Genomic DNA, 25,355 nt, shown 5'->3' with positions numbered 1-25,355 from the left:
CCCTCCGAAGAGGACCGTGCGTCTCGGGTGCGAGCGGAGGCGGTCAGGCTCCGCGCTGTGCCTTGAGCAGGTCGCGGATCTCGACGAGCAGCTCGGACTCGGTCGAGGCGGCCGGCTCCTCCTCGGGCTCCTCGGCCGGAGTGCCCTTGCGGGCCTCGACGCGGGCCTTGAACGTGTTCATCGGCAGCACGAAGACGAAGTAGACGACGGCGGCGACGGCGAGGAAGCTGATGATCGCCGAGATCAGCTCGCCGATGGGGAACGTGACGGTCTCGCCGTAGATGTTCGTCACGGGGATGCCGAACTGACCGGCGGCATCCGCCTTCAGGAAGAGCGCGATGAGCGGGTTGATGATGCTGTTCACGACGGCCGTGACGATCGCGGTGAAAGCCGTACCGATGACGACAGCGACGGCCAGGTCGATGACGTTGCCGCGGAGCAGGAAGTCCTTGAAACCTTTGAGCATGGGATCCCCCAACAGATCGGGGCCTCAGGAAGAGGCCGGAGTCGACGCAGCCGCCGGTTTGGTGCTCGTCGTCGATTCCGTCTTCGATGATGCCGAACCATCCTTCGATCCACCGGATTTGGCGCGCGAGTCCGTGCGATAGAAGCCGGAGCCGTTGAAGGTCACGCCGATCGAGCCGTACTGCTTGCGCAACGCGCCACCGCATTCGGGGCACACGGTGAGAGCGTCGTCGGCGAAGCTCTGCACGGCGTCGAACTTGTGTCCGCACGAGGTGCAGGCATAGGCGTAGGTGGGCATGGGGGTCCTTGCGATCAGCGTCGCCGCGGCGACAGGGTGAGGGTCTGCGACGGGGTCACGACGCCATCCACGGGCTGGTCGTGCACCTCGCGCGGAAGTTCGTCGAGTACCTCGGAATCATAGATCACGGCATAGACGGGCGGGCACTTCTCCATCGAGCCGATGGTCTTGTCGAAGTAGCCGCGTCCCCAGCCCATGCGCATCCCGGTGCGATCGACAGCGGCAGCGGGGACGATCATGAGGTCGACGTCGTTGACGGCGATCGGGCCCAGCACCTCGCCCGTGGGCTCGGGCAGACCGAACAGCCCCTCGCTGACCTCGTCGTCGTCGGTCGCCACGGCCCAGTCCAGCAGCCCATCGGCGCGAGTGACGGGGAGGAGCACGCGGATGCCGCGCCGCACGGCCCTGGTCACGAATTCACGGGTGCCCGGCTCGGTGGTGGTGGACAGGAAGCACGAGATGGAGCGGGCGCCGAGCTCGTCGATCAGGGCGTCGAGGCGTTCGCCGATGGCCGTGGCCGCGGCGTCGCGCTGCGTGTCGGAGAGGAGCTGGCGTCGTTCGCGGAGTTCGGCGCGGAGTGCACGCTTCGCATGTTCGACGTCGTTCGACATGGCTCCGAGTCTACGTCGGCGCTCACCACTAGGCTGGCAAGATGGCTGACCACAAGATCAAAGCCGTCATTCCCGCCGCAGGCCTGGGGACGCGATTCCTCCCTGCGACGAAGGCGATGCCCAAAGAGATGCTGCCCGTCGTCGACAAGCCGGCGATCCAATACGTCGTCGAAGAGGCGGCGAACGCCGGTATCGACGACATCCTCGTCATCATCGGCCGTAACAAGAACGCCATCTCCAACCACTTCGACTCCGTGCCGGAGCTCGAGGTGAAGCTCATGGAGAAGGGCGATACCGGTCGTCTCGAGCGCGTGATGAAGTCGAGCGATCTCGCTGACATCCACTTCGTCCGCCAGGGCGAGCCGAAGGGGCTCGGTCACGCGGTCCTGCGTGCGCGCACCCACGTCGGCGACAGCTCTTTCGCCGTGCTCCTCGGAGACGACCTCATCGACGAGCGCGACCCGCTCCTCACCGACATGATCGCCGAGCACGAGCGTTCGGGCGCGGCCGTGATCGCGCTCATGGAGGTCGACCCCGCGAACATCCACATGTACGGTGCGGCCGCCGTCGAGCCGCTCGAGGGGTCCGACGCCGTCCGGGTGACCGGTCTCGTCGAGAAGCCCGCGCAGGAAGACGCTCCGTCCAACCTGGCCATCATCGGCCGCTACGTGCTCCCGGCGTCGGTTTTCGACATCCTCGAGCACACCGAGCCGGGCAAGGGCGGAGAGATCCAGCTCACCGACGCGCTGCAGGTGCTCGCGACCGATCCCGACGGCCCCGGCGTGGTCGGCGTCATCTTCGGCGGACGCCGTTACGACACCGGCGACCGCGTCGACTACATCAAGGCGATCGTGCAGCTCGCCGCGGACCGCGATGACCTCGGGCCCGAGCTGCGTCCCTGGCTCAAGGAGTTCGCGGAACGCCTCTAGGCGACTCTGCGGGCGTCGGTGCGGCATGGATCTGGCGACGGGAATGCGACACGGACCCATAGAACTGCGGCTCGTCCGTGCGAAGGATGCGCGACCGCTGCAGCATGAACTGCTCGCCAACAGGTCGTGGCTCCAGCCGTGGGAGGCGACCGTCCCCTACGGCTCGGTGTCGTTCGACATGAGGCTCAGCATCCGACGCCTGCTCCAGCAGTATCGTGACGGCTCGGGCTATCCGTTCGTCATGGAGTACGACGGCGAGGTCGCGGGACAGCTCAACGTGTGGGGAGTGTCCCGCGGCTCGCTGTGCTCGGCCACGATCGGGTACTGGGTGAGCGAGCGGTTCGCCGGCCGGGGGATCACTCCGACTGCGGTGGCGATGGCCACGGACGCGTGCTTCACGGAGTACGGACTGCACCGCATGGAGATCTGCATCCGGCCGGAGAACGCGGCGAGTCTGCGCATCGTGCAGAAGCTGGGGTTCCGGTACGAGGGGCTGCGTCGTCGTTACATCCATATCGACGGCGACTGGCGCGACCACTATGCGTTCGCCCTGACGAAGGAAGATGTGCCGCAAGGGGTGCTCGCACGCTGGCTCAGCGGTCAGGTGCCGCCTGACGCCGCAACGGTGCCCCCCTCCGACCGCATCTCGCAGTGAAAAGGGTCATCTGGTCCTGATCCGGACGGACACGCCGCGACACGCGCCTTACTGTACGGCCCAGCCAGCTTCCAGCCCTTAGCGTTGTCGGTATGGACGGGCCGGTGCTGAGCGGGGGAGTGATCGTGCTCGTCGCCGTGCTGCTCTGGATGCTCTATCTGCTGCCATCCTGGCGGGGGCGATTCCAATACAACGCCGCTGAACGCAACGCGGTGCGGCTGAACCAGGCCCTGCGTGTGCTTGCCGAGACGAGCGAGACTCCCGGTGAAGTGCGCTTCGAGTTGAACGCGCGCACCGCGCTGGCCCAGCAGAAGCTGGCCAAGCGGGTGCAGTCCGAACGTGAGGCTGCCGAACTCGAGTCCCTTCGTGAGCAACTCGCGGCGACCAGGGCCGATCCCGTGATCCGACGGGCACGGGCACGTCGACGTGTCCGTGTCGCCGCGACCAGCACCCTCCTCGTCGGACTCGTCATCGCCGGCCTCGGTGTGTGGCAGCTCCTGGCTGCCGGGAGCTCGGCGCTGCTGTGGATCGGTGGCGCCGCCGTCGTCGTCGCCGGCATCGCCCTGCAGCGCATGGCCGCTGTCGCCGGTCGAGTCGCACGCGCCACGCACGTGGTGGCCACGCCGGCCGCCCCGCGCGTCGCCCCCGAGCTGCACGACCAGGGGCGGGCGACGTGGACACCGCGTCCGCTGCCGGAGCCGCTCGTGTCGGTGCCCGGGTCTCGTGCGCAGGCTGCGCAGGCCCAGATGGAGGCACAGGAACAGCGTCGCAAGGCCGCGCGCGTCGCCGCCCTGCGCGAGCGTGCGGAGCAGATGGCCCCCGAGGCGCCGGTGGCGCTGCCCGCGGCCTCGTCGCCGTACGCACGGATGGGCTTCGTCGACGACGCCGAGATCGAGGCGCACGTGCGCGAGCTGCTCTCGCGCCGCGCCGCCGGATGACCGCTCGCGGCGCGAACAGCTTCTCCGTCGTGATAGCGTAGATGTCGTTCAAGGGCCTATGGCGCAGTTGGTAGCGCGCCTCGTTCGCATCGAGGAGGTCAGGGGTTCGAATCCCCTTAGGTCCACCGAGGGGTATTCGCGTATCTCGAGGATTTTGTTCTCGTATCTCAGAATGCCAGGTCAGAAGGAAAGCCACCGGATATCCGGTGGCTTTCCTCGTCTTCAGCGAGAATCGGCTCCGGCTCAGGTTGCTTTCGCAAGCCTGAGGCTCCGCTCGCTCGGGACTAGCCGTGGGGCGTCGACTCCGCCCCTGCATCGCCTCCCCGGAGCTCTCAAGGTGGTCAAGAGGGGAGAGCGGGCGCGAGAGTGTCCTCCAGGGCGCTGCGCAGATGGTCTACCGGCCGCGGCTAGTACAGACGTCGTGTGAGCATCGGGTCCGGGCGCTCTTTGACGCAGGCAAGATCGCCGTCGCTTTGCTCCACATCATGGAAGACTCCGCGGAGTAGGCGTGGCGGTGCTGCGGGCGACGCTGGCCCGGTTCACGACTACACATCAGGGGGAGTTGGTCGGCGTCTAGCCCAGTTCGACGCTGGAGACCTACGCCAAACCCGCACGCTGCCACGCGGCGTAAAACAGCAAGGCAGGTCCGTATGGCCCGACGTCAGCAAGTCGTACCGTGCAGCGTAGCCCCGCAGTGCGATGAGTGTCAGAGTCATTACGACCTCCAGATCAGCGTGGTTCCCGCCCTCTGAGCGAGAGCGGACCCACGCCATCGTTCGGATGGCAAGCGCGCTCGTCTCCGCGATGCGGCACGTGGGGGCCTCGGCCCAGCGCTTTTATCACTGCGACCGGCTGCGCCACTGCATAAGTGGAGAGTGTCGGAGTCGGAAGTGCGTGTGAGCGTAACCAGAGGAAGGCGTGGGAACAGAGGGGAGTGGAAGGCCCGCGGAGAGAGTGGAGGTGCGAAGCTTCTTCACGGAGTACGGCGTGGACGTCGACACCCAGGACGCTCTCATCGCGTCAATGGAGTCGGGCGACCTCATCGACGCACTGAAGTCGGGGGAGGAACCCGTGTCTTCGACGACACAAATCCAAGATGGTTTCGAAGAGACAATTCTCACGTACGCCGATGGGTCGGTCGGCGTGACCGCGCTCGAGATCCCCCGACCGGCACCGACGACGGGTGCATCGACACGCGCAATCTCTGGATGCACCGTCCATTCAGGTGCGGGATGGGCGTCCTCGACGAACTGCAAGGTCAGCCACACCGCCGCCTATGCGTCGCTTAGCTTCTACGCGAACTATCAGCAGACCGCGAGTGGCGGCTCAATCTCGAACCCCCGCGACGGCGTGATTAACACCACCATTGGATCCGTTTCCAATAAGACGCTCAAGCTGATTCGGGCGAACTCGACCTCGTCGCAGCCGGCGGTCGCAACCCTCCACGGCTACTGGAGCACGGGCAGCGTTACCGAGGACCTCTACTTGTCGTTGCGTGTCAACTCGAGCGGCGGCTGGACGACGACCTACTAAGCCGACGTGTGTGCCCAGTAGGCTGACGAATGCTCACTGGGCACACACCTGAAGAAGGGGCGCTGTGGAAGTTCAACGAAAAGGCCGATACGACCGCAACGCTTTCGCAAGCTGCATCCTCGCGCTGGCGGCTGTGCTGACGAGCGGATGGTGGCTGGCGGGTACCGTGCTGGCGTGCGCGGCAATTGGCTTCGCTCTTGCGTCGCGGAAGGCGCTCAAGGCGGACGACACCTTGCGCGGAGCGGGAATCTCGCTTGCCGGATTCCTCGTCTCGGTCGCAGTTCTTCTGTTTGCGACTGTCGGTCCGTCTCTGCTTACGCTGTTCCTCTTCGCCATCGCACCGCCTCCGCAGTAGCCGCTGCATACGCAACTGACGTTAAGCGACGATAGGTCCAACTCGACCGGCGCGTAACTTGCCGACCGAGAGCTCATCGAAGGTCTCGGGGCAGCGCGACGCCCGGATCCATTGCGGGCTTGCTCGGTGGTGATGGGCGCCGACTGCGTGGATCAGGGCCGATGTGAACGTCAGAGAGTGAAATGTGGCGTGGCGTTCGCCCTGCGGCTCGGTGACACGTCTGAATCGGACGCGAAGGCGGCCGTAGCCAACCCTGACTTCAGGCTGTCCCTTCCTCAAGGGAGAGTAGGGCGTTCAGGGGTATGCATGGGAATAGCAGAAGGAACGCGTGGGAAACGCGTGGGAATAGCGATCTTCGTTCCGTGACGGGAGTAGGGATCGGAGAGATACGCGAATTCCCCACAGAACACTGAAGCCCCCAGGCACATGCCCGGGGGCTTCAGTCATCTCCTGGCACCTGCACGCGGGCGTTAGAGTGAGCTGTGCCGTCGCCACCCGGGAGCGCTCCGCTCGACAACACCGTGATGCGATCGCATGCGGCCGATGAGTGAGGTGCTCGCGCTCCTTCGCGCGCAGATCCTCGACGGCACCTACGCCGGGGGTGCAGGGCTTCCCAGCGAGATGGAGCTGGCCGCCCTCCACGGGGTCTCTCGACGGACGATCCGCACCGTGCTCGCCACCCTGGCGCGCCAGGGCCTGGTCGAGTCGCACCGGGGCTCCGGGTGGTTCGTGCAACCCAGCCAGCCGCAGGGGTTCGACCGGATGCGCTCGTTCACCCAGTGGGTGCGTGGCCGCGGGCGCAGCCCCGGTGGACGCATCGTGGCCCGCACGACGCGGAAGGCCACGGCGCGAGAAGCGCGACTGCTCGGGATCCGCACGGACGCAGACGTCCTGACCTTCACCCGTGTGCGGACACTCGACCAGCGCCCCGTGATGGTGGAGCGCTCGACATGGGCGCCCTGGGTGGTTCCGCACGTCGCAGGTCTTCCGGATGACGTGGTCTCCACGACGCGGGTGCTCGCAGACGCCGGGATCGTGGTCTCGTCGGGAAACCATCGGATCGAAGCGGTGGCTGCGGCGACTGAGGATGCGCGTCTGCTCGGAGTGCGCAGATCCAGTCCGCTCCTGCAGGTGCGACGCGAGACTTTCGCCTCGAACGGCCGACCCGTCGAATGCGCCGAGGATCGCTACGTTCCGCACACGATCTCCTTCGAAGCGCAGGCCTTCGGAGCGGCCGCGCTCCCCGGCGAGGACTGAACGGGTCGCGCGACCGCGCCCACTGTGCGCACCGGGTCGCCCGGATCGCCGCGCGGGCGGCCGATGACACGTCTGCGTCGGCCGGTGTTCACCCCGGCGTCATCTTGCGGCGGTCGATTGGGGGAGTCCGATTTCTTCTCGTCTCACAGAGGATGCTCCGTGTCTCGTCGTAAACCGCCCGCCCCCGATCCGTCCCTTTCTCGCCGCGGATTCGCGCGGCTCCTCCGCCCCGCATCGCTCGTCGCCGTCGCCGCCTGTATCGCGGGGCCTGTGCTCCCGGCTGCTGCGTCCGTGGCCGCACCGGTCGTCACCACGTCGAACGCGACCCTCGCCGTGACCGATCCCGAAGACGTGTCGCCCGCCACCGAGACGGGCGGCACCATCATCCGCCTCGAGGGTGAGGCACCGACCAGCGGTCGGGTGGGGAGCGCTGTGCTGCTTCCTTCGGCCTCGGCTGCCGATGTCGACGGCTCCGCGAGCGAGCTCGTCGTCACGGTGGAAGACCCGTCCGGTGTGGTCACGATGGTCATGCCGGAGGAGTCCGGCGGGTATCGATTCACCCCGACCGTCCCCGGTGATTACGTCGTCGGCTACTCGATCAGCGATGCCGCAGGCGGCGTGAGCACGGAGACCCGCACGATCACGGTGACCGGGGCTCCGGATGCGGACACGGTGGCGAAGCCGAGCGTGAGCGCTGCGCCGGCCGCCGAGGCCGGAGGACCGGACGTGCGCTTCGCGGCGATCGGCGACATCCACGTCAACTGGGACGAGCTCGCCGAGGCGTACGACTTCTGGGCGCAGGAGAACGTGCAGACCGCCCTGTTCGTCGGCGACCTCACCAACAGTGCGACGCCGGGTGAGTTCGCCGGCCTCAAGCAGACGATGGATTCGAAGGCCGGCCTCGGCATCCCGGCGATCGCGTCGCTCGGAAACCACGATGTCTCGGGCATCTCGTCGTACGACCTGTTCACTCAGGCCACAGGCGGACAGAAGCCGAACGCCGACTACACCGTGAACGGCTACCACGTCATCACGGTGTCGCCGGGCAGCGGCACCATCGACCCCGACACGGGCAAGCCCTCGGGAGCGAGCGGTGGCAACTACGCCTACGCCCAGTCCTGGCTGCAGCAGAGGCTGGCCGCCGCCACCGCCGAAGACCCGAACAAGCCCGTCATGGTGCTGGTGCATCACCCGCTCCAGTGCACGCACTACGTCTCGAACGAGTGGTACGGCACGGGCCTGTCCAGCGGCTGCGGCGACGGCTTTCAGTCTGTGTTCGACGACTTCCCCCAGGCTGTCGTCTGGGGCGGTCACATCCACACGCCGCAGAACATCCCGACCTCGATCTGGCAGGGCCAGGAGAACCGGAGCGGCGAGCGGTCGACTCAGGGATTCACCACCGTGAACGCGCCGCCGCTGGCGTACTACGAGTTCGAGTCGGGTGTCGTGAACTCGAGCCCGACCAGCCGCGGCAACGACACCACGCCGGATGACGCGGGCAACAACCGCCAGACGGCCATCGTCGAGATCACCGGCACCACCGTCACCATCAAGAACTACGACCTGCTCGCCGATCAGTGGATCGACCAGACCTGGACCTGGGACGTGGCCGACTCGGTCGATGAGACCAAGTCCTATGACGAGCGTTTCCCGTTCAACAACTCTCACCGCGCCGCGCAGTCCGCCGGCCCGATCTGGCCGGAGGGTGCGGCCGTGACCGTCGGCGACATCGCGAGCACGAAGGCGATGGCCTCGTTCCCGCAGGCCGTGCCCGCGCCGAACTCCGTCGGCGACATCGTGCACAAGTACCGTTACTCCACGGTCGACGTCGCCACAGGCGAGGAGGTGAACTCGTTCCTGCAGTGGTCGGGCTTCTACAACCTGCCGATGCCTGCCGACCGCAGCCACGAGGTGTGGAACCTGCTCCCCGGGAAGGAGTACGAGGTGCGGGTCACCCCGATCAACGCCTGGGGCAAGGAGGGTGCCGCGCTGACGACGCGGTTCACCAGCACCGAAGGCAGCGGCGGTGAGGGGCCCTTCGACCCCAGCAGTCTGACCTTCGACGACCTCCGCGCCGCCCTGCCCACGGCTGATCTCCTGGATGTCGGCTTCGCGGGCGGCACGGCGAGCGACTCCTCTCCGGCCGCGCGTCCGCTCACCGCAGGCGCCGATGCCCGGATCGAGAACGATCCCGGCGTGGGATCCGATGTCGTGATCGGCGCGGAGGGGGCTGCCACCGGCATCCGCACTCCGAAGTGGACGGACGCGGAGTATGCAGCGCTGCAGGATGGTTTCACCCTCGATGCGACCTTCCGTCTCGACGCGATCGCCGGCGGATACGTCGACGTCTTCGGCGGCATGCAGAGCGGGGGCATCGGTCTCGAGGCCGTCGGCACCAGCGCGACGACGTACGAGCTGCAGTTCTGGTACGCCTCGCCTCGTCCGGCGGTCAGCCTGAAGTACGGCCAGTGGTACCACGTGACCGCCTGGTATGACGGCCAGGATGCACGGCTGTACGTCGACGGTGTCCGAAAGGCCGAGTCCGAAGGAGTGTCGTTCTCCGTCAAGCCCAGCGCGGCCGACGCGCGCTACATGGTGATCGGCGGCGACGCGAACACGTCGGGCGCGCTCGACGACGCCACCATGGACGGACGGATCGCCGGAGTCGAGGTCTACAGCGCTCCGCTCTCCGACAAGGACGTGTACCGGGTGGCGACGCGGGAGCTCACCGCACTCGACACCATGCCGCCGCTCGTGCGCGTCGCCCCGGAACCTGCGGGTGAGGCCACGGTCGGAACCGCCTACACCGCCCCGCGTGCCGAGGCCGTCGACAACTCGGGACGCGTGAGCACGATGCTCGAGGTGACCGACCCGTCGGGTGCCCCCGTGGCGGTCGACGACCCGGCGTCCGGCCTGCGGGCGCTCGCCGCGGCTGCCGGAGACGGATACACGTTCACCCCGACCGCGACCGGCACCTACACCCTGAAGTACATCGCGACCGACGCGGCCGCCCGGCAGAACCAGGTCACGTTCACCGTGACCTCGACAGCCGGCTCCGACGGCGGCAACCCCGGCGGCAACCCCGGCGGCACCCCCGGTGGCACCCCCGGTGGCGGCGCGAACCAGGGCGGCGGTTCCGCCGGCGGACAGTCCGATCCACTGGCGGCGACCGGTGGCCCGGCCCCGACGATGCTCGCCTTCGCCGGACTGCTGCTGCTCGCCGGAGGCGGCGTTCTGCTCCGCCGACGGATGCTGCGCCACCCGGAGGGACAGGAATGAGGAACCGGCGTCGGCATCCGGGTGCGCGTCAGCGCCCCCGACTGGCGATCCGCACCCTGGTCGCCGGAGTCGTCGCCCTCACCGGGGTCGCCGTCAGCGTGATGCTGACGGCGGCCCCGGCCGCGGCGCACAGCTATGCGGCGACGGTCTTCGCCGATGTGTCCGAACCCGAGCGCGGCGTCGTGCGCACCGTGCTCGACATCGAGTACGTGCTTCTCGCCACCGACGGGGCGCGAGAGATGGGCGACACGGCCTTCGAGCAGGAGGCCTACGCGGATGTGCAGGCGAGCGGTCGAGACCCGGAGAAGCTCACGCCCGCGGTGCTCGCCGAGCATGCCGATACGGTCGAGGGATACGTGCTGCCGCGTTTCTCGGTGAGCGTCGCGCAGGAGGGTGAGCCGACGGATGCCTGCCCCAGTGCCGTGGTGGCGCCCTACGAGATCGTCATCCGGGACGGCGTACCGCATGCGCGCCTGGTGATCGAAGCCGACTGCACGGCGCAGGTAGAGGCGATGCCCGTGCCGTATCGGATCACGACCGAGTTGTTTCCCGGAACGGCTCCCGGGGGCATGACGACGACCATCGTCGACTACGACGTGCGTTCGGGGGCGGGTGTGGCCAGCCTCGACACCGACACGAACCCCTCGATGGTCACCACGACCGACTGGGGCTCTCGGATGGGTGAGTTCCTCGTGCTGGGGGCGGAGCATCTGCTGCTCGGCCCCGACCACCTGCTGTTCCTGCTGGCGCTGATCATCGGATCTCGCCGGCTCAGGGACATCGTGCTGGCGGCGACGGCGTTCACGGTCGCGCACTCGGCGACTTTCATCCTCGCCGCCCTCGGGGTGGTGAGCATTCCCGCGTGGATCGTGGAGCCGGCCATCGCCCTGTCGATCGCCGTCGTCGCGCTCTGGGAGATGCGGCGGTTCCGGCGTGCACGGGGTGTGGACGACGCAGGCTCGGGCAGCGGTCTCGCGGAGGTGCCGGTTCTCCGAGGCCGGCCGCTCACCGGGACCGGAGGATCCGCTGTCGCTCTGCGTGAGCGGATCCTCGCGACGCCGTCCCCTGGGCCGACGGTCGACGGCTTCACCCGAGGGGATCTGCTGCGCATCGGCGTGGTCTTCGCCTTCGGGCTGATGCACGGCGTGGGCTTCGCCGGAGCGTTGGGAATCGACGAACCGTTCTCGTGGGATCTGCTCGGGGCGCTCCTCGTCTTCAACGTGGGTATCGAGCTGGCGCAGCTCCTGGTGATCGCGGTGGTGTTCCCGCTGTTCGTGCTGCTGCGCCGTCGGCTGCCGTCGGCGGGCTTCTGGATCGCGGCTGTGGTCGCCGCGATCGGGCTGTTCTGGTTCGCCGAGAGGCTGATCGCCGGAGTCTGATCCGCGTGCGCCCGCCTCCGACACGGGGGTGGGCGCACGGTGGTCTCAGCCGCGGGAGGCGAGCCCGGCGAGCAGTTCGAGGACGCACAGCGCCGCGAGCCGCACGGTGCGGGCATCGTCGGCGTCGGCGGTCGCATCGACCTCCGCGAGGTCGGCACTCACGACGCGGGCGTCCGCAGCCACGGCACGTGTGAGGGTCCGAAGCTCCCATGCCTGCAGGCCGCCGGGAACGCTCGCGGGGCACCCGGGCGCGACGGAGCGGTCGCACACGTCCACATCGATGTCGAGGTGGACGCGCGGATCGGCTCCGGTGCCGGCGACCTCCACCGCCTCCGAGACCACGTCGTCGATGCCGCGGCGGCGCAGCTCGTCGAGTGCGATGACGCGGATGCCCCAGTCGGCGGCGCGCCGGGCGTAGGCGGCCGAGTTCGCGAAGTCGGCGATCCCGATCTGCACGATCCTCGTCGGGTCGATCCGAGAGGTGTGCAGCGAGGATGAGCCGGGGACGTCCTCCACCAGACGCCGCACGGGCGTGCCGTTGGAGACGCCGTCGCGCAGGTCGAAGTGCGCGTCGAAGGTGATCAGTCCCGTCGCCTCGGCGCCGAGTGCCACGGGATATGTGAGCGAGTTGTCGCCGCCGAGTGCGATCACGAGTCTCGTGGCCGCGGCGAGATCGCGCACGCGGGAGATGACCCTCGCTTCGCCGGCGGAACCGTCCGGGTCGGCGACGTCACCGGCGTCGGCGATGCGCAGCACGTCATCGAGCTCGACCATGGGAGGCCCCATCACAGTCGTCCCGTAGCGGGGGAGCGCATTGCGGATGGCCGCGGGCGTCGCGTGCGCGCCCGTCGGCGAGAGCGAGGTGCGCCAGGTGGGCACGCCGAGCAGCACGGCGTCGGCGGCGGTGTCGAAGGCGGCCCAGGATCCGGCGCGCGGCCAGAGCGGGTCGTGACTCAGCTGTCGGGAGGAGGGGGACATGGTCAGACTCCGGGGATCAGGGCGTGGGCGATGGAGAAGATGGCGAGACCGGCCAGGGCGCCGACGAACGTGCCGTTCAGGCGGATGTACTGCAGGTCGCGGCCGACCATGAGCTCGATCTTCTCGGTGGTCTCGGCCGGATCCCAGCGCTCGACGGTGTCGGTGATGATCGAGGCGATGTCGTGCCGGTAACGGTCGACGAGGAAGACCGCGGCGTCGGATACCCACGTGTCGACCCGATTCTGCAGCGCGGTATCGGTCGTGAGGCGCTCGCCGACCTCCTGCAGTGCCTGCACGGCGCGGCGGCGCAGACCGCTCTGCGGATCGGCGAGGGCCGTGAGCAGGCCGTTCTTCGCGGTGTTCCAGGCCTCGGCGGCCAGGGCGCCGACACGGGGGCTGTCGAACAGCGAGGCCTTGGCGTTCTCGAGCTTCGCGCGCGTGGCCGGATCGTTCTGCAGGCTGTCCGCCAGACGCGCCAGGTAGCCGTCGACGGCGAGACGAGCCGGATGGCGCGGGTCGGCCTGCACGGCGTGCACGAACTTCACGGCCTCGTGATAGACGGTGTCGTCGACGAACCGGTGCGCGAGCTTCGGCACCCACCCGGGAAGCCGTCGCGAGACGAGGCCGGTGAACGAATCGGCATTCGCATCGAGCCAGCGGGCGATGCTGTCGGCGGCGAGGTCGACAGCGCCATGATGGGCATCCGCCTCGACGATCTTCTCCAGCCACGCTCCGGCGGGCGGACCCCATTCGGGATCGACCAGGTGTTCGCGGGCGAGGTCGGTGATCAGGTCGCGTACGTCGTCGTCGCTCAGCGCATTGAGCACGGCCGTGGCGATCGTCGCCCCCTCGGTGCCCACCCGCTCGGCGTGCGGGGCCTCGCGCAGCCATTCACCGGCGCGGAGCGCGATCCGCGTGCTCGACAACTTGGTGCGCACCACGTCGGCTGCGAGGAAGTTCGTCTCCACGAACTCCCCGAGGGAGCGGCCGATCTCGTCCTTGCGGTTCGGGATGATCGCGGTGTGCGGGATGGGCAGCCCGAGCGGACGGCGGAAGAGCGCCGTCACCGCGAACCAGTCTGCGAGGGCACCCACCATGCCGCCCTCGGCCGCAGCGCGCACATAGGCGAGCCCGTCGAACCGCTGTTGGAACGCGAAGGCGAACACGAACACGACGGCCATGAACACCAGAGCCCCGAGGGCGACGGCCTTCATGCGTCGGAGCGCGCGGAGGCGTTCCTGGTCGGCGGGCGAGAGCTGCGTCATCGGTGTTCGCGGCATGACGTCATCCTTTCACGGTGCTGCCCCGACGGTCCCGACCGGCGACGGTGCGGTGTCTCGGTGCGCAGACAGCCGCGCACCCGGAGAGACGAGTACCCTCAAGGGGTGATCGAAGACATCAAGAAGCGTGCGCTGCACCGCACCAGCATCCTCGAGGGGCAGATGCGCGGCGTCGCGCGGATGATCGAGAACGAGGACTACTGCATGGACATCATCACGCAGTCCCGTGCGATCCAGCGCTCGTTGGAGTCGCTGAACCGGCTGCTGCTGGAGAACCACCTGCGTACGCACGTCACGCACATGTTCGACGAGGGCGGCGAGGAGCGCGACAAGGCCGTCGTCGAGCTGCTCAAGGCCTTCGACTTCGACCGCAAGTAGAGCGCTCCGGGGTCGGGCACGACACAGCGCCCCGACCGACTCGTCGAGGCGCTGTGCGCGGACTCACCTGCCGCTGTCGTCGAACACCTCACCCTCCATGGCGTCATAGCCCTCGGTCTGCGGATCGCCGTGCGAGCCGCCCGAGATCGCGTACTCCTCCTCCGGGGAGAGCACCAGACGGTGGCGGAAGAAGAGCCCGAACCCGAGCAGGATCACGACGTAGACGATCGCGATCGCGATGATCGCCGGTCCGAACGTCGGGTTCAGCAGGAATCCGACGAAGATGAGCGCGGCGATCACCAGCGCGACGGCCGCACCGGGGATGCCCCACGGGCTGCGGTACGGGCGGTCGACGTTCGGATACTTCTTCCGCAGGATCATGAACGACACCAGCTGCAGGCCGTAGGCGAGCACGGCACCCCAGACCGCGATGTTCAGCACGATCGCACCGGCGACCGAACCCGCGCCCTCGGCGTCGACGGCCGCGAGCACATCGAGCACGATGAGGGCGACGAAGCCGATCGCCGCACCCACGACGAGAGCCACCCAGGGGGTCTGTCGTTTGCCGGTGAGGGACAGGAACCGCGGGTAGTAGCCCGCACGGGACAGTGAGTACATGTTGCGGCCGTAGGCGAACATGATGCCCTGCAGGGACGCGAGCAGTCCGATCAGGGCGAAGAGGGCGAGCACCGCGGCGAGCTGGTCGCCGACGATCGCGCGGAAGCCGTCGAGCAGGGGCTCGCCGGCGGTGCCCGTGGCCTCGGCCCCGATCACGCCCGTGTTCAGGAACAGCACGAGCAGTCCCGTGACGATGAGGGTGCCGCGAGCCCAGAATCCGGCCTTGGGGATGTCGCGGGTGGGGTTGTGCGATTCCTCCGCGGCGAGGGGCAGTTCTTCGATGCCGAGGAAGAACCACATCGCGAACGGGAGAGCGAACAGGATCGGCAGCACTCCGTGTGGCAGGAACTCGGTCTGGCCCGGGTCGGGCGCGATGTTCCAGAGAGCGTCCCAGCTGAAGGCGCCGGAGAAGATGGCCATCAGGGAGAAGACCAGGATGATGCCGATCGAGATGATCGACACGACGATCGCGAAGCGGAAGGAGATCGCCGCGCCCGCGGAGTTCAGCGTGATGAAGACGACGTAGAGGATCAGGTACCAGAGCCACCCCGGCAGTTCCAGCCCCAGCAGCTCGCTCGTGATGCCGTTCGCATACGACGCCGAGAAGTAGACGATCACCGCCGTGGTCGCCACGTACTCGATGGTCTCGGCGGCGCCGGTCACCAGGCCGCCCCACGGGCCCATCGCGGAACGGGCGAACGAGTAGGCGCCGCCGGTGTGCGGCATCATCGCGGCCATCTCGCCGATCGCGAAGATCATGCCGTAGTACATGAGGACGAGGATCACGAAGGCGATCAGCATCCCGCCGAAGCCCGCGAAGTCGATACCGAAGTTCCATCCGGAGAAGTCGCCGGAGATGACGGCTGCGACCGCGAGCCCCCACAGTCCCCAGACGCCGGCGGATCTCTTCAGCGTCCGTTTCTCGAAGTACTCGCTTCCGGCACGTGTATAGGTCGCCCCAGCGACCTTGCGGGACTCACTGCTCTGCTCAGACATCCGCTCTCCGTTCGCATGCACACAGGCGCCGGGTGCACCTTGCGGATGATTGTGGCAGTCAATGGTGGTTTCGTCTACCTTTAGACGCCGAGGTGATCTACTCTGAGGGCGAAGCCGGTCGGCCGATCGCTTCACCACGACGACGGGAGCGAGAAGATGTCGGGAAACCTGAGCATCGAGCAGCTGGATGCCGGCATCGCCGCCGGCGAGATCGACACGGTGATCGTCGCCTTCGCCGATGCGCAGGGACGGCTGGTCGGCAAACGGGTCTCCGCGAGGCTGTTCCAGGAGGACATCCTGCATCACGGCGCCGAAGCGTGCGACTACCTGCTGTCGGTCGATGTCGACATGAACACGGTCGACGGCTACGCGATGTCGGGATGGGATCGCGGGTACGGCGACATGGTGCTGCGGCCCGACGTCGCGACCCTCCGCCGCATCCCGTGGCTCGATGGAACCGCGCTCGTGATCGCCGACCTGGTGTGGGGGAACGGTGAACCGGTGGGGCCCTCGCCGAGAGCCATCCTCGATCGGCAGCGCGACCGTCTCGCCGAGCGGGGCTGGACAGCGTTCTCGGGCACCGAGCTCGAGTTCATCGTCTTCGACGACACCTATCGCGAAGCATGGGCCCGCAAGTACGAGGGGCTCACACCGTCGACCGATTACAACGTCGACTACAACCTGCTCGCCTCCACGCGCCTCGAACCCCTGCTGCGCGACATCCGCAACAGCATGGACGGCGCGGGACTGTACTGCGAGGGCGTGAAGGGGGAGTGCAACCTGGGGCAGCAGGAGATCGCGTTCCGCTACGCCGAGGTGCGCGAGACCGCCGACCAGCATGCGCTCTACAAGAACGGCGCGAAGGAGATCGCGGAGCAGCACGGACAGGCACTCACCTTCATGGCCAAGTTCAACGAGCGCGAGGGCAACAGCTGCCACATCCATCTCTCCCTACGTACCGCCGACGGCACCCCGGTCATGGCGGGGGACGGTGAGCATGGGTTCAGCCCGATCATGGAGCACTGGATCGCCGGCATCCTCGCGACCCTGCGCGAATTCACCCTGCTCTACGCGCCCAACATCAACTCGTACAAGCGGTTCGCGAAGGGCAGCTTCGCCCCGACCGGCGTCGCCTGGGGCATCGACAATCGCACCTGCGCGCTGCGCGTGATCGGCTCCGGCTCCGGCCTCCGGGTCGAGAACCGGGTGCCGGGCGGCGACGTGAACCCCTACCTCGGCATCTCGGCGATCATCGCCGGGGGCCTGCACGGCATCGAGAACGAGCTGCCGTTGCCCGAGTGCTTCACAGGCAACGCCTACGAATCCGGCGTCGAGCACCTGCCCACCACCCTCCGGGAGGCGGCGCAGCTGTTCAGCGAATCATCCATCGCCCACGCGGCGTTCGGCGACGACGTCGTGGACCACTACCTGAACCAGGCGCGCATCGAGGTCGAGGCCTACGACGCCGCCGTCACCGACTGGGAGCGCATCCGTGGTTTCGAGCGGCTCTGACCTGGCCCCGCTGATCGGTGTCACGACCTATCTCGAGCGGGCGCAGCAGGGGGTGTGGGATGTGCGGGCGGCGTTCCTGCCCGAGCAGTATCTGGCCGGGGTGACGGATGCCGGCGGCATCGCGCTGCTGCTGCCGCCACAGGACCCGGCGTCGGCGGAGGCCGCCATCGCCGGCATGGACGGCCTGATCCTCTCCGGAGGTGCGGATGTCGCCCCCGAGCTCTACGGCGAGGAGCGGCATCCGCTCACCGATCCCGCACGCGTGGACCGCGACGCGTGGGAGCTGGCGCTGTTCCGTGCGGCCGAGCGACGACGCATCCCGGTGCTCGCGATCTGCCGAGGGCTGCAGCTCGTCAACGTGGCACGGGGAGGCACACTCCAGCAGCATCTACCCGAATCGCTCGGCACCGAGCGGTACCGCCTCGGCGGCGGCATCTTCGCCGAGAACGACATCGAGGTCTCGGGCGACACCACGCTCGCCGAGGTGCTCGGTGCGGGCGGCGTGCGCGTGCACAGCTACCACCACCAGGGCATCGATCGCCTCGGGGAAGGGCTGATCGCGGCTGCGCACTCCGACGACGGACTCGTGCAGGCGTTCGTCGACACCTCGGCCGGCCACATCGTCGGCATCCAATGGCATCCGGAGGAGAACGCCGACGACCGGCGCCTCTTCGCCGATCTCGTCTCACAGGCTCGTGCGCTCGCCGCGCGGCGGAAGGAGGGCGCCCGATGAGCGCGTTCACAGTCATCAACCCGTCGACCGGGAAAGCGATCCGCGACGTCGCCCGTGCCGATGCCGCCGAGACCGATGCCGCGATCGCCCGAGCCGTCGCTGCTCAGCGCCGATGGGCGGCGCTCGTCCCGGTCGCGCGGGCCGATGCCCTCCGGTCGTTCGCCCGTGCTGTCGAGGGCGCGGTCGAGGAACTGGCGCAGCTCGAGGTGCTCAACTCCGGGCATCCGATCGGCTCCGCCCGGTGGGAAGCCGGCCACGTGGCCCAGGTGCTCAACTACTACTCCGCCGACCCGGAGCGGCTGTCCGGGCGTCAGATCCCGGTGGCCGGTGGCCTCGACGTCACCTTCCACGACCCCTACGGCGTGATCGGCGTCATCGTGCCGTGGAACTTCCCCATGACGATCGCGTCCTGGGCGTTCGCGCCGGCGCTCGCCGCGGGCAATGCCGTGGTGCTGAAGCCGGCCGAGCTCACACCGCTCACCGCGCTCCGCCTGGGCGAGCTCGCGCTCGAGGCGGGGCTCCCCGAGGGGCTGTTCCAGGTCGTCACGGGCTCGGGCTCCGTCGTCGGCCAGCGTCTGGTCGAGCATCCGGATGTGCGCAAGGTGGTCTTCACGGGCTCGACCGAGGTCGGGATCGAGGTCGCCGCCGGATGCGCCAGGGCGCTCAAGCCCGTGACGCTCGAGCTCGGCGGCAAGAGCGCGAACATCGTCTTCGCCGATGCCGACCTCGAGCGGGCGGCGGCGGGAGTCCCGGGCTCGGTGTTCGACAACGCCGGCCAGGACTGCTGCGCACGCAGTCGGCTCCTGGTGCAGCGCTCGGTGTACGACCGCTTCCTCGAGCTGCTCGAACCGGCCGTGACCGCGTGGCGCGTGGGCGACCCCGCGCGTGAGGACACCGACATGGGGCCGCTCATCTCGGCGGGGCACCGCGACACCGTCGCCTCGTTCCTCGACGGCGCCGACATCGCGTTCCGCGGGAGCGCGCCCGAGGGAGACGGCTTCTGGTTCGCGCCGGCCGTCGTGCTCGCGGCTCCTGCCGACCGCATCGCCCAGCAGGAGGTGTTCGGTCCCGTCCTCGCGGTGATGCCCTTCGAAGACGAGGCCGACGCGATCCGCCTGGCGAACGACACGGCCTATGGTCTCGCCGGCTCGGTGTGGACCGAGAGCCTCGGGCGCGGGGTGCGTGTCGCGCGTGGTGTGCGCAGCGGCGTGCTGTCGGTGAACTCTCACTCCTCGGTGCGGTACTCCACGCCCTTCGGCGGCATGAAGGCGTCGGGGCTGGGGCGCGAGCTCGGGCCGGACGCCGCGGAGCACTTCACCGAGACCAAGAACGTCTTCTTCGCGACCGATGAATCCTGATCGTCGCGCAACCCACCCCATCCGGAACGGAGAACCCACATGAGCATCGATCTGACCCAGCGACTGAAGGACCGCGTCGCCATCATCACCGGTGGCGCGAGCGGAATCGGGTTCGCCACCGCGCAGCGCTTCGCAGCGGAGGGTGCGTTCGTCGTGATCGCCGACGTCGATCCGGCCACGGGCGAGACGGCGGCTGCCGAGGTGGGTGGGGTGTTCCGCCGGGTCGACGTCGCCGACGAAGACCTGGTCAATGCGCTGTTCGACGGCGTCGCCGAGGAGTTCGGACGTATCGACATCGCCTTCAACAATGCGGGCATCTCGCCGGCGGACGACGATTCGATCGAGACGACCGAGCTCCCGGCGTGGGATCGGGTGCAGGACGTGAACCTCAAGAGCGTGTACCTGTGCAGCCGCGCCGCGCTGCGTCACATGGTGCCGGCGGGACGCGGGTCGATCATCAACACCGCCTCCTTCGTCGCGCTGCTCGGTTCGGCGACCTCGCAGATCAGCTACACCGCGTCGAAGGGCGGCGTGCTGGCGATGTCCCGCGAGCTGGGGGTGCAGTTCGCGCGCCAGGGAGTGCGGGTGAACGCGCTGTGCCCCGGACCGGTGAACACCCCGCTGCTGCAGGAGCTGTTCGCGAAGGATCCGGAGCGGGCGCAGCGGCGCCTCGTGCATGTGCCGATGGGACGCTTCGCCGAGCCGACGGAGCTCGCAGCGGCGGTCGCCTTCCTCGCCTCGGACGACTCGTCGTTCATCACGGCGAGCGCCTTCGTCGTCGACGGCGGGATCACGAACGCCTACGTCACCCCGCTGTGAGCGCCCCTCACCTCGCTGTGACAGGGTGAAGGCATGAGCGAGCACCCCCACGACGGCGACCTCGTCGAGGTGCGCAGAGCGGTCTACCGGCCGTTGCGGCGCGGCAACGCCCTGGAGGACACGGTCGCCCGGCTCGTGCAGACGATCCGTCTCGGCGTCGTCGCTCCGGGGGAATCCCTGCCGCCCGAGCGCGAGCTCGCGGCATCGTTCGGGGTCAGTCGCGACACCGTGCGCGAGGCGATCCGCGAACTCGCGGACACCGGCTACCTGCTCCCGCGGCGCGGCCGGTACGGAGGGACGTTCGTCGCCGATCCGCTGCCGCACCCGACCGTGTCGGGCACCGTGACCGCGGAGGAGATCGACGATGTGCTCGGGCTGCGCCTGGTGCTCGAGACCGGTGCCGTGCGTGCCGCGGCGAGCCGATCGCTCGACGCCGCGACGCGCGCCGACCTCTGGGCGCGGCACGAGGCGGCTCTGCCGGCCGGGCCGGATGAATACCGGCGCCTGGACACTTTGCTGCACCTGGCGATCGCCGAGGCCGCGGGCATCCCCTCGCTCGTCGCGCTGGTCGCCGAGAACAGGGCGGATGTGAACGCCTGGCTCGACACGTTCCCGCTGATGCCGCGCAATATCCAGCACTCGGGCGCGCAGCACGAGGGCATCGTCTCGGCGATCCTCGCCGGACGCCCGGATGCGGCCGAGGCCGCGATGCGCGATCACCTCGCCGGATCCGAGGCGTTGTTGCGCGGCTTCCTCATCTGATCAGCGCTAATCGGTCGCGACTTCGACGATTCGCAACGGATATCGTTGCGAATTGATCAAGAGACTTCCGATTTCGCTATACCTGGCGACTTTCCTGTGCCAGACTCGCGGCAAGCGAATCTCAATGGGGAGGCTCCATGCCCGACACCACCCGAACGTCGACGGCGACACTCGACGCACCCACCGTCACCGGTGCGGTCCGCATCGATGGCGTGACCAAGCGGTACGGCACCGCCATCGCGGTCGACGACCTGAGTCTCGACGTGCAACCGGGCGAGTTCCTCTCGCTCCTCGGTCCGTCGGGCTGTGGGAAGACGACCACGCTGCGTATGATCGCGGGCTTCGAGTATCCGGATGCCGGGGACATCCTCATCTCCGGCCGCAGTGTCCTGAACCTGCCGCCCTATCGGCGCGAGGTCAACACCGTCTTCCAGGCCTACGCCCTGTTCCCGCACCTCACGGTCGCCGAGAACGTCGCCTACGGTCTGCAGCAACGGCGCGTTCCCAAAGCCGAGCAGCGGGAGCGGGTGAGTGAAGCGCTCGACATGGTGCAGCTGCGGGCGTTCGCCGATCGCAAGCCGACGCAGCTCTCCGGCGGCCAGCAGCAGCGGATCGCGCTGTCGCGGGCGCTCATCAACCGGCCGAGCGTGCTCCTGCTGGATGAGCCGCTCGCGGCGCTGGACCGTCAGCTGCGCGAGGAGATGCAGCTCGAGCTCAAGCTTCTGCAGGCCCGCCTCGGTACGACTTTCGTGTTCGTCACGCACGATCAGGCCGAGGCGCTGTCGATGAGCGATCGGATCGCGGTGATGCGCGCGGGACGGATCGAGCAGCTCGATGCGCCCGCGGCCATCTATGCGGAGCCCGCGTCGGCCTACGTCGCCTCGTTCATCGGGCAGCAGAACTTCGTGCATGGCACGGTGCGTGCCGACGGTGAGGCCGTCGACACGGCGATCGGCGTGATCGCCGGTCGCTGGGGTGGCGAGCGGGTCGCCGCCGGTCAGCCGGCGGTCGCTGCGATCCGGCCCGAGTACGTCCGCCTGGAACAGGGCGAGGGTGCAGGGGTCCGCGGTCGTGTGCTCGGGGTCTCGCATCTCGGCGAGACACTGCAGGTCGCTGTGCGCATCGGCGAGGATGCCACGTTCCTCTCGCGCATGCCGGCGCCCACCGCGCCGGAGGTCGGAGTCGACGACGAGGTCCGTTGCGTCTGGAATCCCGCGGATGCACGGCTGTTCGCCGCGGACGGCATCCCCACGACGGCGACGCACGTGATCACCCTGCCCAAGGACGGCGGCCGGTGACCGGTACGCCTCCGGTGCGGGTGCTCGCGCACCGGAGCGCCGCGCGGGTGATCCGCACCGAGCTGACCAGGCGCGGCTTTCTCGCCACCGCCATCATGGCGGGCGGCGCGGTCGTGCTCAGCGCGTGCGCACCGGGCCAGAACGCCGCGGCCGTGCACGCCAAGGGGGGACCGCTCGAGGACAAGCTCTCGATCTACAGCTGGGGCGACTACGACGCGCCGGAGGTGCTCGAGCAGTTCACAGCCGAGAGCGGCCCGCGCATCGTGCTCGACGCCTTCAACTCGAACGAAGAGCTGATCGCCAAGCTCGTCGCGGCGCGGGGCACCTCGGGCTACGACATCGTGGTGCCGACCGGCGTCTTCGTCGGACCGATGGCCGAGAACGGCCTCCTGCAGAAGTTCAACCTCGACCTGTTGCCGAACATGAAGCACGTGGCGCCGGAGTTCCGCGGGCGCTCGTGGGATCCGGGCAACGAGTACTCCGTGTGCAAGGCATGGGGGACGACCGGTTTCGTGTACGACAAGAGGGTGATCTCCCGAGAGCTCACGACCTGGAACGACTTCATCGACGCCGCACAGAACGAGGCCTCCGGTTCGACCTCGGTGCTCGACGATCCGGCGCCGCTGCTCGGCATCTACTTCTGGGCGAACGGTATCGACTGGACCACCACGGACCCGGACGACCTCGACGCCGTCGAGAAGTTCCTGGTGAAGGACCTCGCGCCGCACATCTCGGCGTTCGACTCGTACCCGGGAGGTTCGTCGATCCCGCAGGCCTCGCACGCGCTGCTGCAGTCCTACAACGGCGACGCGCGGCTCGGCATCTTCGAGTCCGACGACCCCGATCGGTGGCAGTGGGTGCTGGGGAGCCCCGCGACCGAGCTGTGGATGGACAACTGGGCGATCGCCGCCGGTGCCCCGCACCCCGAGGCGGCACACGCATTCATCGACTTCGTGCTGCAGCCCGACGTGCAGCTCGCACAGGTCGACTACATCGGCTACGACACCGGCATCTCGGGGATCCGGGAGGAGGCGGAGGCCGCGGGGCTGGAACGGCTCGACATGGTGTTCTTCGACGAGGAGCAGGTGGCCACGATGCACGAGGGCAAGCTGACGGACGCACAGGACCGCGTCGTCTCGATCTGGAACTCGATGAAGGCGGCTGCCGGTGCCTAAGCTCAAGTTCGGTCTCGCCATCCCGGCCTGGGTGTGGTTGCTCGTCTTCTTCGTCGCCCCGATCTTCATGGTGATCGTGTTCAGCTTCGGATACAAGCCGAGCATCTTCGCCACGCATGCGCTCGACCACCTCTCGTTCGACCGCTACCTCGAGGCGCTCTCGCCGACCTTCTTCAGCACGTTCCTGAACACGCTGTGGATCGGCATCCTGGGCACGGCCCTGTGCCTCGTGATCGGCGGGCCGGTCGCCTACTGGATCGCGGTGAAGGCACCGCCCTCGAAGCGGGGGTTGCTTCTCGCGCTGGTGATGGTGCCGTTCTGGACCAACTTCCTGGTGCGTACCATCGGCTGGCAGGTGATCCTCGCGCCCGAGGGCTGGCTCTCGCAGCTGCTGCAGGGGATCGGGGTCATCCCCGGTCCGCTCGACCTGCTGTACTCGCGCGGCGCCGTGCTCCTCGGCGTCGTATACAACTACCTGCCGCTGATGATCCTGCCGCTGTTCGTCGCCTTCGACCGGGTGTCGGGACCGCTGCGCGAGGCGAGCAAGGATCTGGGTGCGAACAGCGTGACGACGTTCCTCCGGGTGACGGTGCCGCTGGCCCGACCCGGCATCATCGCCGGCGTGCTCCTGGTGTACATCCCGTTGATGGGCGACTACATCACCGCCACCGTGCTGGGCGGAGCGAAGGGCAACATGATCGGGCAGGTGGTGGCGAGCCAGTTCCAGACCGCGCAGAACTGGGCATTGGGCTCGGCGATGGCCGTGCTGCTGATCATCGTCATCATGCTCTCGATCGCGGTCGCGGCCGGACTCCTCTGGCTCCTGACCCTGCCGCTCAGACAACGCAACCGACTCGTCCTGGGGGAGGGATCATGACCGATACGAAGACCGCCATGACGGCACCGCGCGTGCGCCGGGGAGCCGGACGCTTCGTGCTGCCGATCTGGGCGGCGCTGGTGTTCCTGTTCCTGTTCCTGCCGATTCTCGTGATCATCGCGTACTCGTTCAACGTCGGGCGCCTGCTGGTGTCCTGGGACCACTTCGGCTTCGACTCGTTCCTCGCGATCGTGAACAAGCCCGCGATCCGCGATGCCGTGCTCGTGTCGGTGCGCACCGGTCTGCTCGCGGCTCTGCTCGCCACGGCGCTCGGCACACTGGCGGGCATCGCGATGGCACGCAATCCCGGCAGGTGGGTGTGGTGGTTCCTCGGGCTTCTGCTGCTCGTGTCGGTCACGCCTGAGATCGTCGACGCGGTCGCGCTGCTGCCGTGGCTGGTGTTCCTCGGGCAGGATGCCGGGATAGGCATCTTCAACGACGGCACGATGAGACTCGTGGTGGGGCAGTCGCTGTTCTCGATCGCCATCGTGTCGTACATCGTGCGGGCGCGGCTGGTCGGGCTCGACGCCCGCCTGGAGGAGGCATCGGCCGACCTCTACGCGCCGCCCGTGCGCACGTTCCTCAAGATCACGCTGCCGCTCGCGATGCCGGCCGTGCTCGCCGGGTTCCTGCTCTCGTTCACGCTGAGCCTCGACAACACGGTCGTGTCGGCGTTCGTGCAGGTGTCGGGAACGACGCCGTGGCCCGTCTACGTGCTCAGCGCGCTGCGCAGCGGCTTGCGTCCGGAGATCGCCGCGGTGTCGACGATCATGCTCGTGCTCACGCTGTTGGCGCTCGCGCTGGTGGCCGTGGTTCTGAAGAGGGCGGGGGACTCGGCGACCGAGATCGCCCGCACGATGGCAGGGGGTTGA

At 68.3% G+C, this 25,355-nt stretch carries 24 protein-coding genes and 1 tRNA gene; 19 read left to right on the top strand and 6 right to left on the bottom strand.

All coding sequences use genetic code 11. The features are described from left to right. Positions 1-43 precede the first annotated feature (43 nt). Genes mscL through GZ64_RS0113945 form a run of 3 tightly spaced genes read right to left on the bottom strand, consistent with a single transcriptional unit; the run spans position 44 to position 1,374 of the window. On the bottom strand, positions 44-466 hold the full coding sequence (gene mscL, locus GZ64_RS0113955) for a large conductance mechanosensitive channel protein MscL (RefSeq protein WP_021199990.1): 423 nt from the start codon (positions 464-466) through the stop codon (positions 44-46). Positions 467-490: 24 nt separating this feature from the next. After that, positions 491-763: an FmdB family zinc ribbon protein gene (locus GZ64_RS0113950; RefSeq protein WP_029267181.1), complete on the bottom strand. Its 273-nt coding sequence runs from the start codon at positions 761-763 to the stop codon at positions 491-493. A gap of 14 nt (positions 764-777) precedes the next feature. Further along, positions 778-1,374 (bottom strand): 5-formyltetrahydrofolate cyclo-ligase, encoded by a 597-nt coding sequence (locus GZ64_RS0113945; RefSeq protein ID WP_021199988.1) that lies wholly within the window; start codon positions 1,372-1,374, stop codon positions 778-780. Between the two features lie 41 nt (positions 1,375-1,415). On the opposite strand from GZ64_RS0113945, the gene galU reads away from it, so the two are divergent. The 9 genes from galU (at position 1,416) to GZ64_RS0113895 (ending at position 11,699) form a co-directional block, all read left to right on the top strand. Next, positions 1,416-2,303, top strand: coding sequence for a UTP--glucose-1-phosphate uridylyltransferase GalU (galU, locus tag GZ64_RS0113940; protein ID WP_029267178.1), 888 nt, complete (start codon positions 1,416-1,418; stop codon positions 2,301-2,303). A gap of 43 nt (positions 2,304-2,346) precedes the next feature. Then, positions 2,347-2,958, top strand: coding sequence for a GNAT family N-acetyltransferase (locus tag GZ64_RS0113935; protein WP_021199986.1), 612 nt, complete (start codon positions 2,347-2,349; stop codon positions 2,956-2,958). A 92-nt stretch (positions 2,959-3,050) separates the two neighbouring features. Then, positions 3,051-3,896 carry a hypothetical protein gene (locus GZ64_RS0113930; RefSeq protein WP_029267172.1) on the top strand — a complete coding sequence of 282 codons (846 nt, stop codon included), beginning with the start codon at positions 3,051-3,053 and terminating at the stop codon, positions 3,894-3,896. Positions 3,897-3,948: 52 nt separating this feature from the next. Next, positions 3,949-4,021: transfer RNA gene (locus GZ64_RS0113925), tRNA-Ala, on the top strand. Between the two features lie 862 nt (positions 4,022-4,883). Beyond that, complete coding sequence (locus GZ64_RS0113915; protein ID WP_136024169.1) at positions 4,884-5,429, top strand: hypothetical protein; 546 nt, start codon at positions 4,884-4,886, stop codon at positions 5,427-5,429. 64 nt (positions 5,430-5,493) lie between these two features. Next, positions 5,494-5,784: a hypothetical protein gene (locus GZ64_RS0113910; protein ID WP_029267162.1), complete on the top strand. Its 291-nt coding sequence runs from the start codon at positions 5,494-5,496 to the stop codon at positions 5,782-5,784. A gap of 543 nt (positions 5,785-6,327) precedes the next feature. Then, the gene (locus GZ64_RS0113905; protein WP_168441082.1) at positions 6,328-7,041 is read left to right on the top strand and encodes a GntR family transcriptional regulator; all 714 of its coding nucleotides are present in this window, start codon (positions 6,328-6,330) and stop codon (positions 7,039-7,041) included. A 291-nt stretch (positions 7,042-7,332) separates the two neighbouring features. Further along, positions 7,333-10,320: a LamG-like jellyroll fold domain-containing protein gene (locus tag GZ64_RS19740; protein ID WP_168441081.1), complete on the top strand. Its 2,988-nt coding sequence runs from the start codon at positions 7,333-7,335 to the stop codon at positions 10,318-10,320. Further along, a complete protein-coding gene (locus GZ64_RS0113895; RefSeq protein ID WP_051668067.1) occupies positions 10,317-11,699 on the top strand; it encodes a HupE/UreJ family protein in 1,383 nt (460 codons plus the stop codon). The genes GZ64_RS19740 and GZ64_RS0113895 overlap by 4 nt, the downstream gene beginning before the upstream one ends. Before the next feature lie 45 nt (positions 11,700-11,744). Here the strand turns inward: GZ64_RS0113895 and GZ64_RS0113890 are convergent, their stop codons facing one another. Together GZ64_RS0113890 and GZ64_RS0113885 are read right to left on the bottom strand one after the other, a co-directional pair. Beyond that, positions 11,745-12,677, bottom strand: coding sequence for an arginase family protein (locus tag GZ64_RS0113890; RefSeq protein WP_029267155.1), 933 nt, complete (start codon positions 12,675-12,677; stop codon positions 11,745-11,747). A gap of 2 nt (positions 12,678-12,679) precedes the next feature. Next, positions 12,680-13,957: a DUF445 domain-containing protein gene (locus tag GZ64_RS0113885; RefSeq protein WP_029267154.1), complete on the bottom strand. Its 1,278-nt coding sequence runs from the start codon at positions 13,955-13,957 to the stop codon at positions 12,680-12,682. Positions 13,958-14,062: 105 nt separating this feature from the next. Between GZ64_RS0113885 and GZ64_RS0113880 the strand changes: the two genes are divergently transcribed. After that, entirely contained in the window at positions 14,063-14,335 is a 273-nt protein-coding gene (locus GZ64_RS0113880; RefSeq protein WP_021199979.1) for a metal-sensitive transcriptional regulator, read from the top strand. Positions 14,336-14,398: 63 nt separating this feature from the next. Here GZ64_RS0113880 and GZ64_RS0113875 read toward each other — a convergent pair whose 3' ends face one another. Further along, positions 14,399-15,949 (bottom strand): amino acid permease, encoded by a 1,551-nt coding sequence (locus tag GZ64_RS0113875; protein WP_029267153.1) that lies wholly within the window; start codon positions 15,947-15,949, stop codon positions 14,399-14,401. Between the two features lie 156 nt (positions 15,950-16,105). On the opposite strand from GZ64_RS0113875, the gene GZ64_RS0113870 reads away from it, so the two are divergent. The 9 genes from GZ64_RS0113870 to GZ64_RS0113830 all read left to right on the top strand — a co-directional run bounded on the left by GZ64_RS0113870 (position 16,106) and on the right by GZ64_RS0113830 (position 25,355). Then, positions 16,106-17,461, top strand: coding sequence for a glutamine synthetase family protein (locus GZ64_RS0113870; RefSeq protein ID WP_029267151.1), 1,356 nt, complete (start codon positions 16,106-16,108; stop codon positions 17,459-17,461). Beyond that, positions 17,442-18,194, top strand: a complete 753-nt coding sequence (locus GZ64_RS0113865; protein ID WP_036331577.1) for a gamma-glutamyl-gamma-aminobutyrate hydrolase family protein — start codon at positions 17,442-17,444, stop codon at positions 18,192-18,194. The genes GZ64_RS0113870 and GZ64_RS0113865 overlap by 20 nt, the downstream gene beginning before the upstream one ends. Next, a complete protein-coding gene (locus GZ64_RS0113860; protein ID WP_029267147.1) occupies positions 18,191-19,552 on the top strand; it encodes an aldehyde dehydrogenase family protein in 1,362 nt (453 codons plus the stop codon). The genes GZ64_RS0113865 and GZ64_RS0113860 overlap by 4 nt, the downstream gene beginning before the upstream one ends. 39 nt (positions 19,553-19,591) lie before the next feature. Further along, positions 19,592-20,371 carry a 3-oxoacyl-ACP reductase gene (locus GZ64_RS0113855; RefSeq protein ID WP_021199974.1) on the top strand — a complete coding sequence of 260 codons (780 nt, stop codon included), beginning with the start codon at positions 19,592-19,594 and terminating at the stop codon, positions 20,369-20,371. 33 nt (positions 20,372-20,404) lie between these two features. Further along, a complete protein-coding gene (locus tag GZ64_RS0113850) occupies positions 20,405-21,133 on the top strand; it encodes a FadR/GntR family transcriptional regulator (RefSeq protein ID WP_021199973.1) in 729 nt (242 codons plus the stop codon). Between the two features lie 137 nt (positions 21,134-21,270). Beyond that, a complete protein-coding gene (locus GZ64_RS0113845) occupies positions 21,271-22,431 on the top strand; it encodes an ABC transporter ATP-binding protein (RefSeq protein WP_021199972.1) in 1,161 nt (386 codons plus the stop codon). Further along, positions 22,428-23,606 (top strand): polyamine ABC transporter substrate-binding protein, encoded by a 1,179-nt coding sequence (locus GZ64_RS0113840; RefSeq protein ID WP_021199971.1) that lies wholly within the window; start codon positions 22,428-22,430, stop codon positions 23,604-23,606. The genes GZ64_RS0113845 and GZ64_RS0113840 overlap by 4 nt, the downstream gene beginning before the upstream one ends. Next, a complete protein-coding gene (locus GZ64_RS0113835; protein ID WP_029259561.1) occupies positions 23,599-24,483 on the top strand; it encodes an ABC transporter permease in 885 nt (294 codons plus the stop codon). The genes GZ64_RS0113840 and GZ64_RS0113835 overlap by 8 nt, the downstream gene beginning before the upstream one ends. Then, on the top strand, positions 24,480-25,355 hold the full coding sequence (locus tag GZ64_RS0113830; protein WP_021199969.1) for an ABC transporter permease: 876 nt from the start codon (positions 24,480-24,482) through the stop codon (positions 25,353-25,355). The genes GZ64_RS0113835 and GZ64_RS0113830 overlap by 4 nt, the downstream gene beginning before the upstream one ends.

The organism is Microbacterium sp. Cr-K32, from assembly GCF_000708345.1.
GTDB lineage: Bacteria > Actinomycetota > Actinomycetes > Actinomycetales > Microbacteriaceae > Microbacterium > Microbacterium maritypicum_A.
The sequence above is the reverse complement of the archived record's forward strand: the minus strand, read 5'-3'. Positions and strand labels throughout refer to the sequence as shown.

Excerpts from the sequence above, each read along its gene's own strand:
- mscL (WP_021199990.1), bottom strand. The coding sequence starts at position 466 with ATGCTCAAAGGTTTCAAGGACTTCCTGCTCCGCGGCAACGTCATCGAC.
- GZ64_RS0113950 (WP_029267181.1), bottom strand. The coding sequence starts at position 763 with ATGCCCACCTACGCCTATGCCTGCACCTCGTGCGGACACAAGTTCGAC.
- GZ64_RS0113945 (WP_021199988.1), bottom strand. The coding sequence starts at position 1,374 with ATGTCGAACGACGTCGAACATGCGAAGCGTGCACTCCGCGCCGAACTC.
- galU (WP_029267178.1), top strand. The coding sequence starts at position 1,416 with ATGGCTGACCACAAGATCAAAGCCGTCATTCCCGCCGCAGGCCTGGGG.
- GZ64_RS0113935 (WP_021199986.1), top strand. The coding sequence starts at position 2,347 with ATGCGACACGGACCCATAGAACTGCGGCTCGTCCGTGCGAAGGATGCG.
- GZ64_RS0113930 (WP_029267172.1), top strand. The coding sequence starts at position 3,051 with ATGGACGGGCCGGTGCTGAGCGGGGGAGTGATCGTGCTCGTCGCCGTG.
- GZ64_RS0113905 (WP_168441082.1), top strand. The coding sequence starts at position 6,328 with ATGAGTGAGGTGCTCGCGCTCCTTCGCGCGCAGATCCTCGACGGCACC.
- GZ64_RS0113895 (WP_051668067.1), top strand. The coding sequence starts at position 10,317 with ATGAGGAACCGGCGTCGGCATCCGGGTGCGCGTCAGCGCCCCCGACTG.
- GZ64_RS0113890 (WP_029267155.1), bottom strand. The coding sequence starts at position 12,677 with ATGTCCCCCTCCTCCCGACAGCTGAGTCACGACCCGCTCTGGCCGCGC.
- GZ64_RS0113885 (WP_029267154.1), bottom strand. The coding sequence starts at position 13,957 with ATGCCGCGAACACCGATGACGCAGCTCTCGCCCGCCGACCAGGAACGC.
- GZ64_RS0113875 (WP_029267153.1), bottom strand. The coding sequence starts at position 15,949 with ATGTCTGAGCAGAGCAGTGAGTCCCGCAAGGTCGCTGGGGCGACCTAT.
- GZ64_RS0113870 (WP_029267151.1), top strand. The coding sequence starts at position 16,106 with ATGTCGGGAAACCTGAGCATCGAGCAGCTGGATGCCGGCATCGCCGCC.
- GZ64_RS0113860 (WP_029267147.1), top strand. The coding sequence starts at position 18,191 with ATGAGCGCGTTCACAGTCATCAACCCGTCGACCGGGAAAGCGATCCGC.
- GZ64_RS0113855 (WP_021199974.1), top strand. The coding sequence starts at position 19,592 with ATGAGCATCGATCTGACCCAGCGACTGAAGGACCGCGTCGCCATCATC.
- GZ64_RS0113850 (WP_021199973.1), top strand. The coding sequence starts at position 20,405 with ATGAGCGAGCACCCCCACGACGGCGACCTCGTCGAGGTGCGCAGAGCG.
- GZ64_RS0113845 (WP_021199972.1), top strand. The coding sequence starts at position 21,271 with ATGCCCGACACCACCCGAACGTCGACGGCGACACTCGACGCACCCACC.
- GZ64_RS0113830 (WP_021199969.1), top strand. The coding sequence starts at position 24,480 with ATGACCGATACGAAGACCGCCATGACGGCACCGCGCGTGCGCCGGGGA.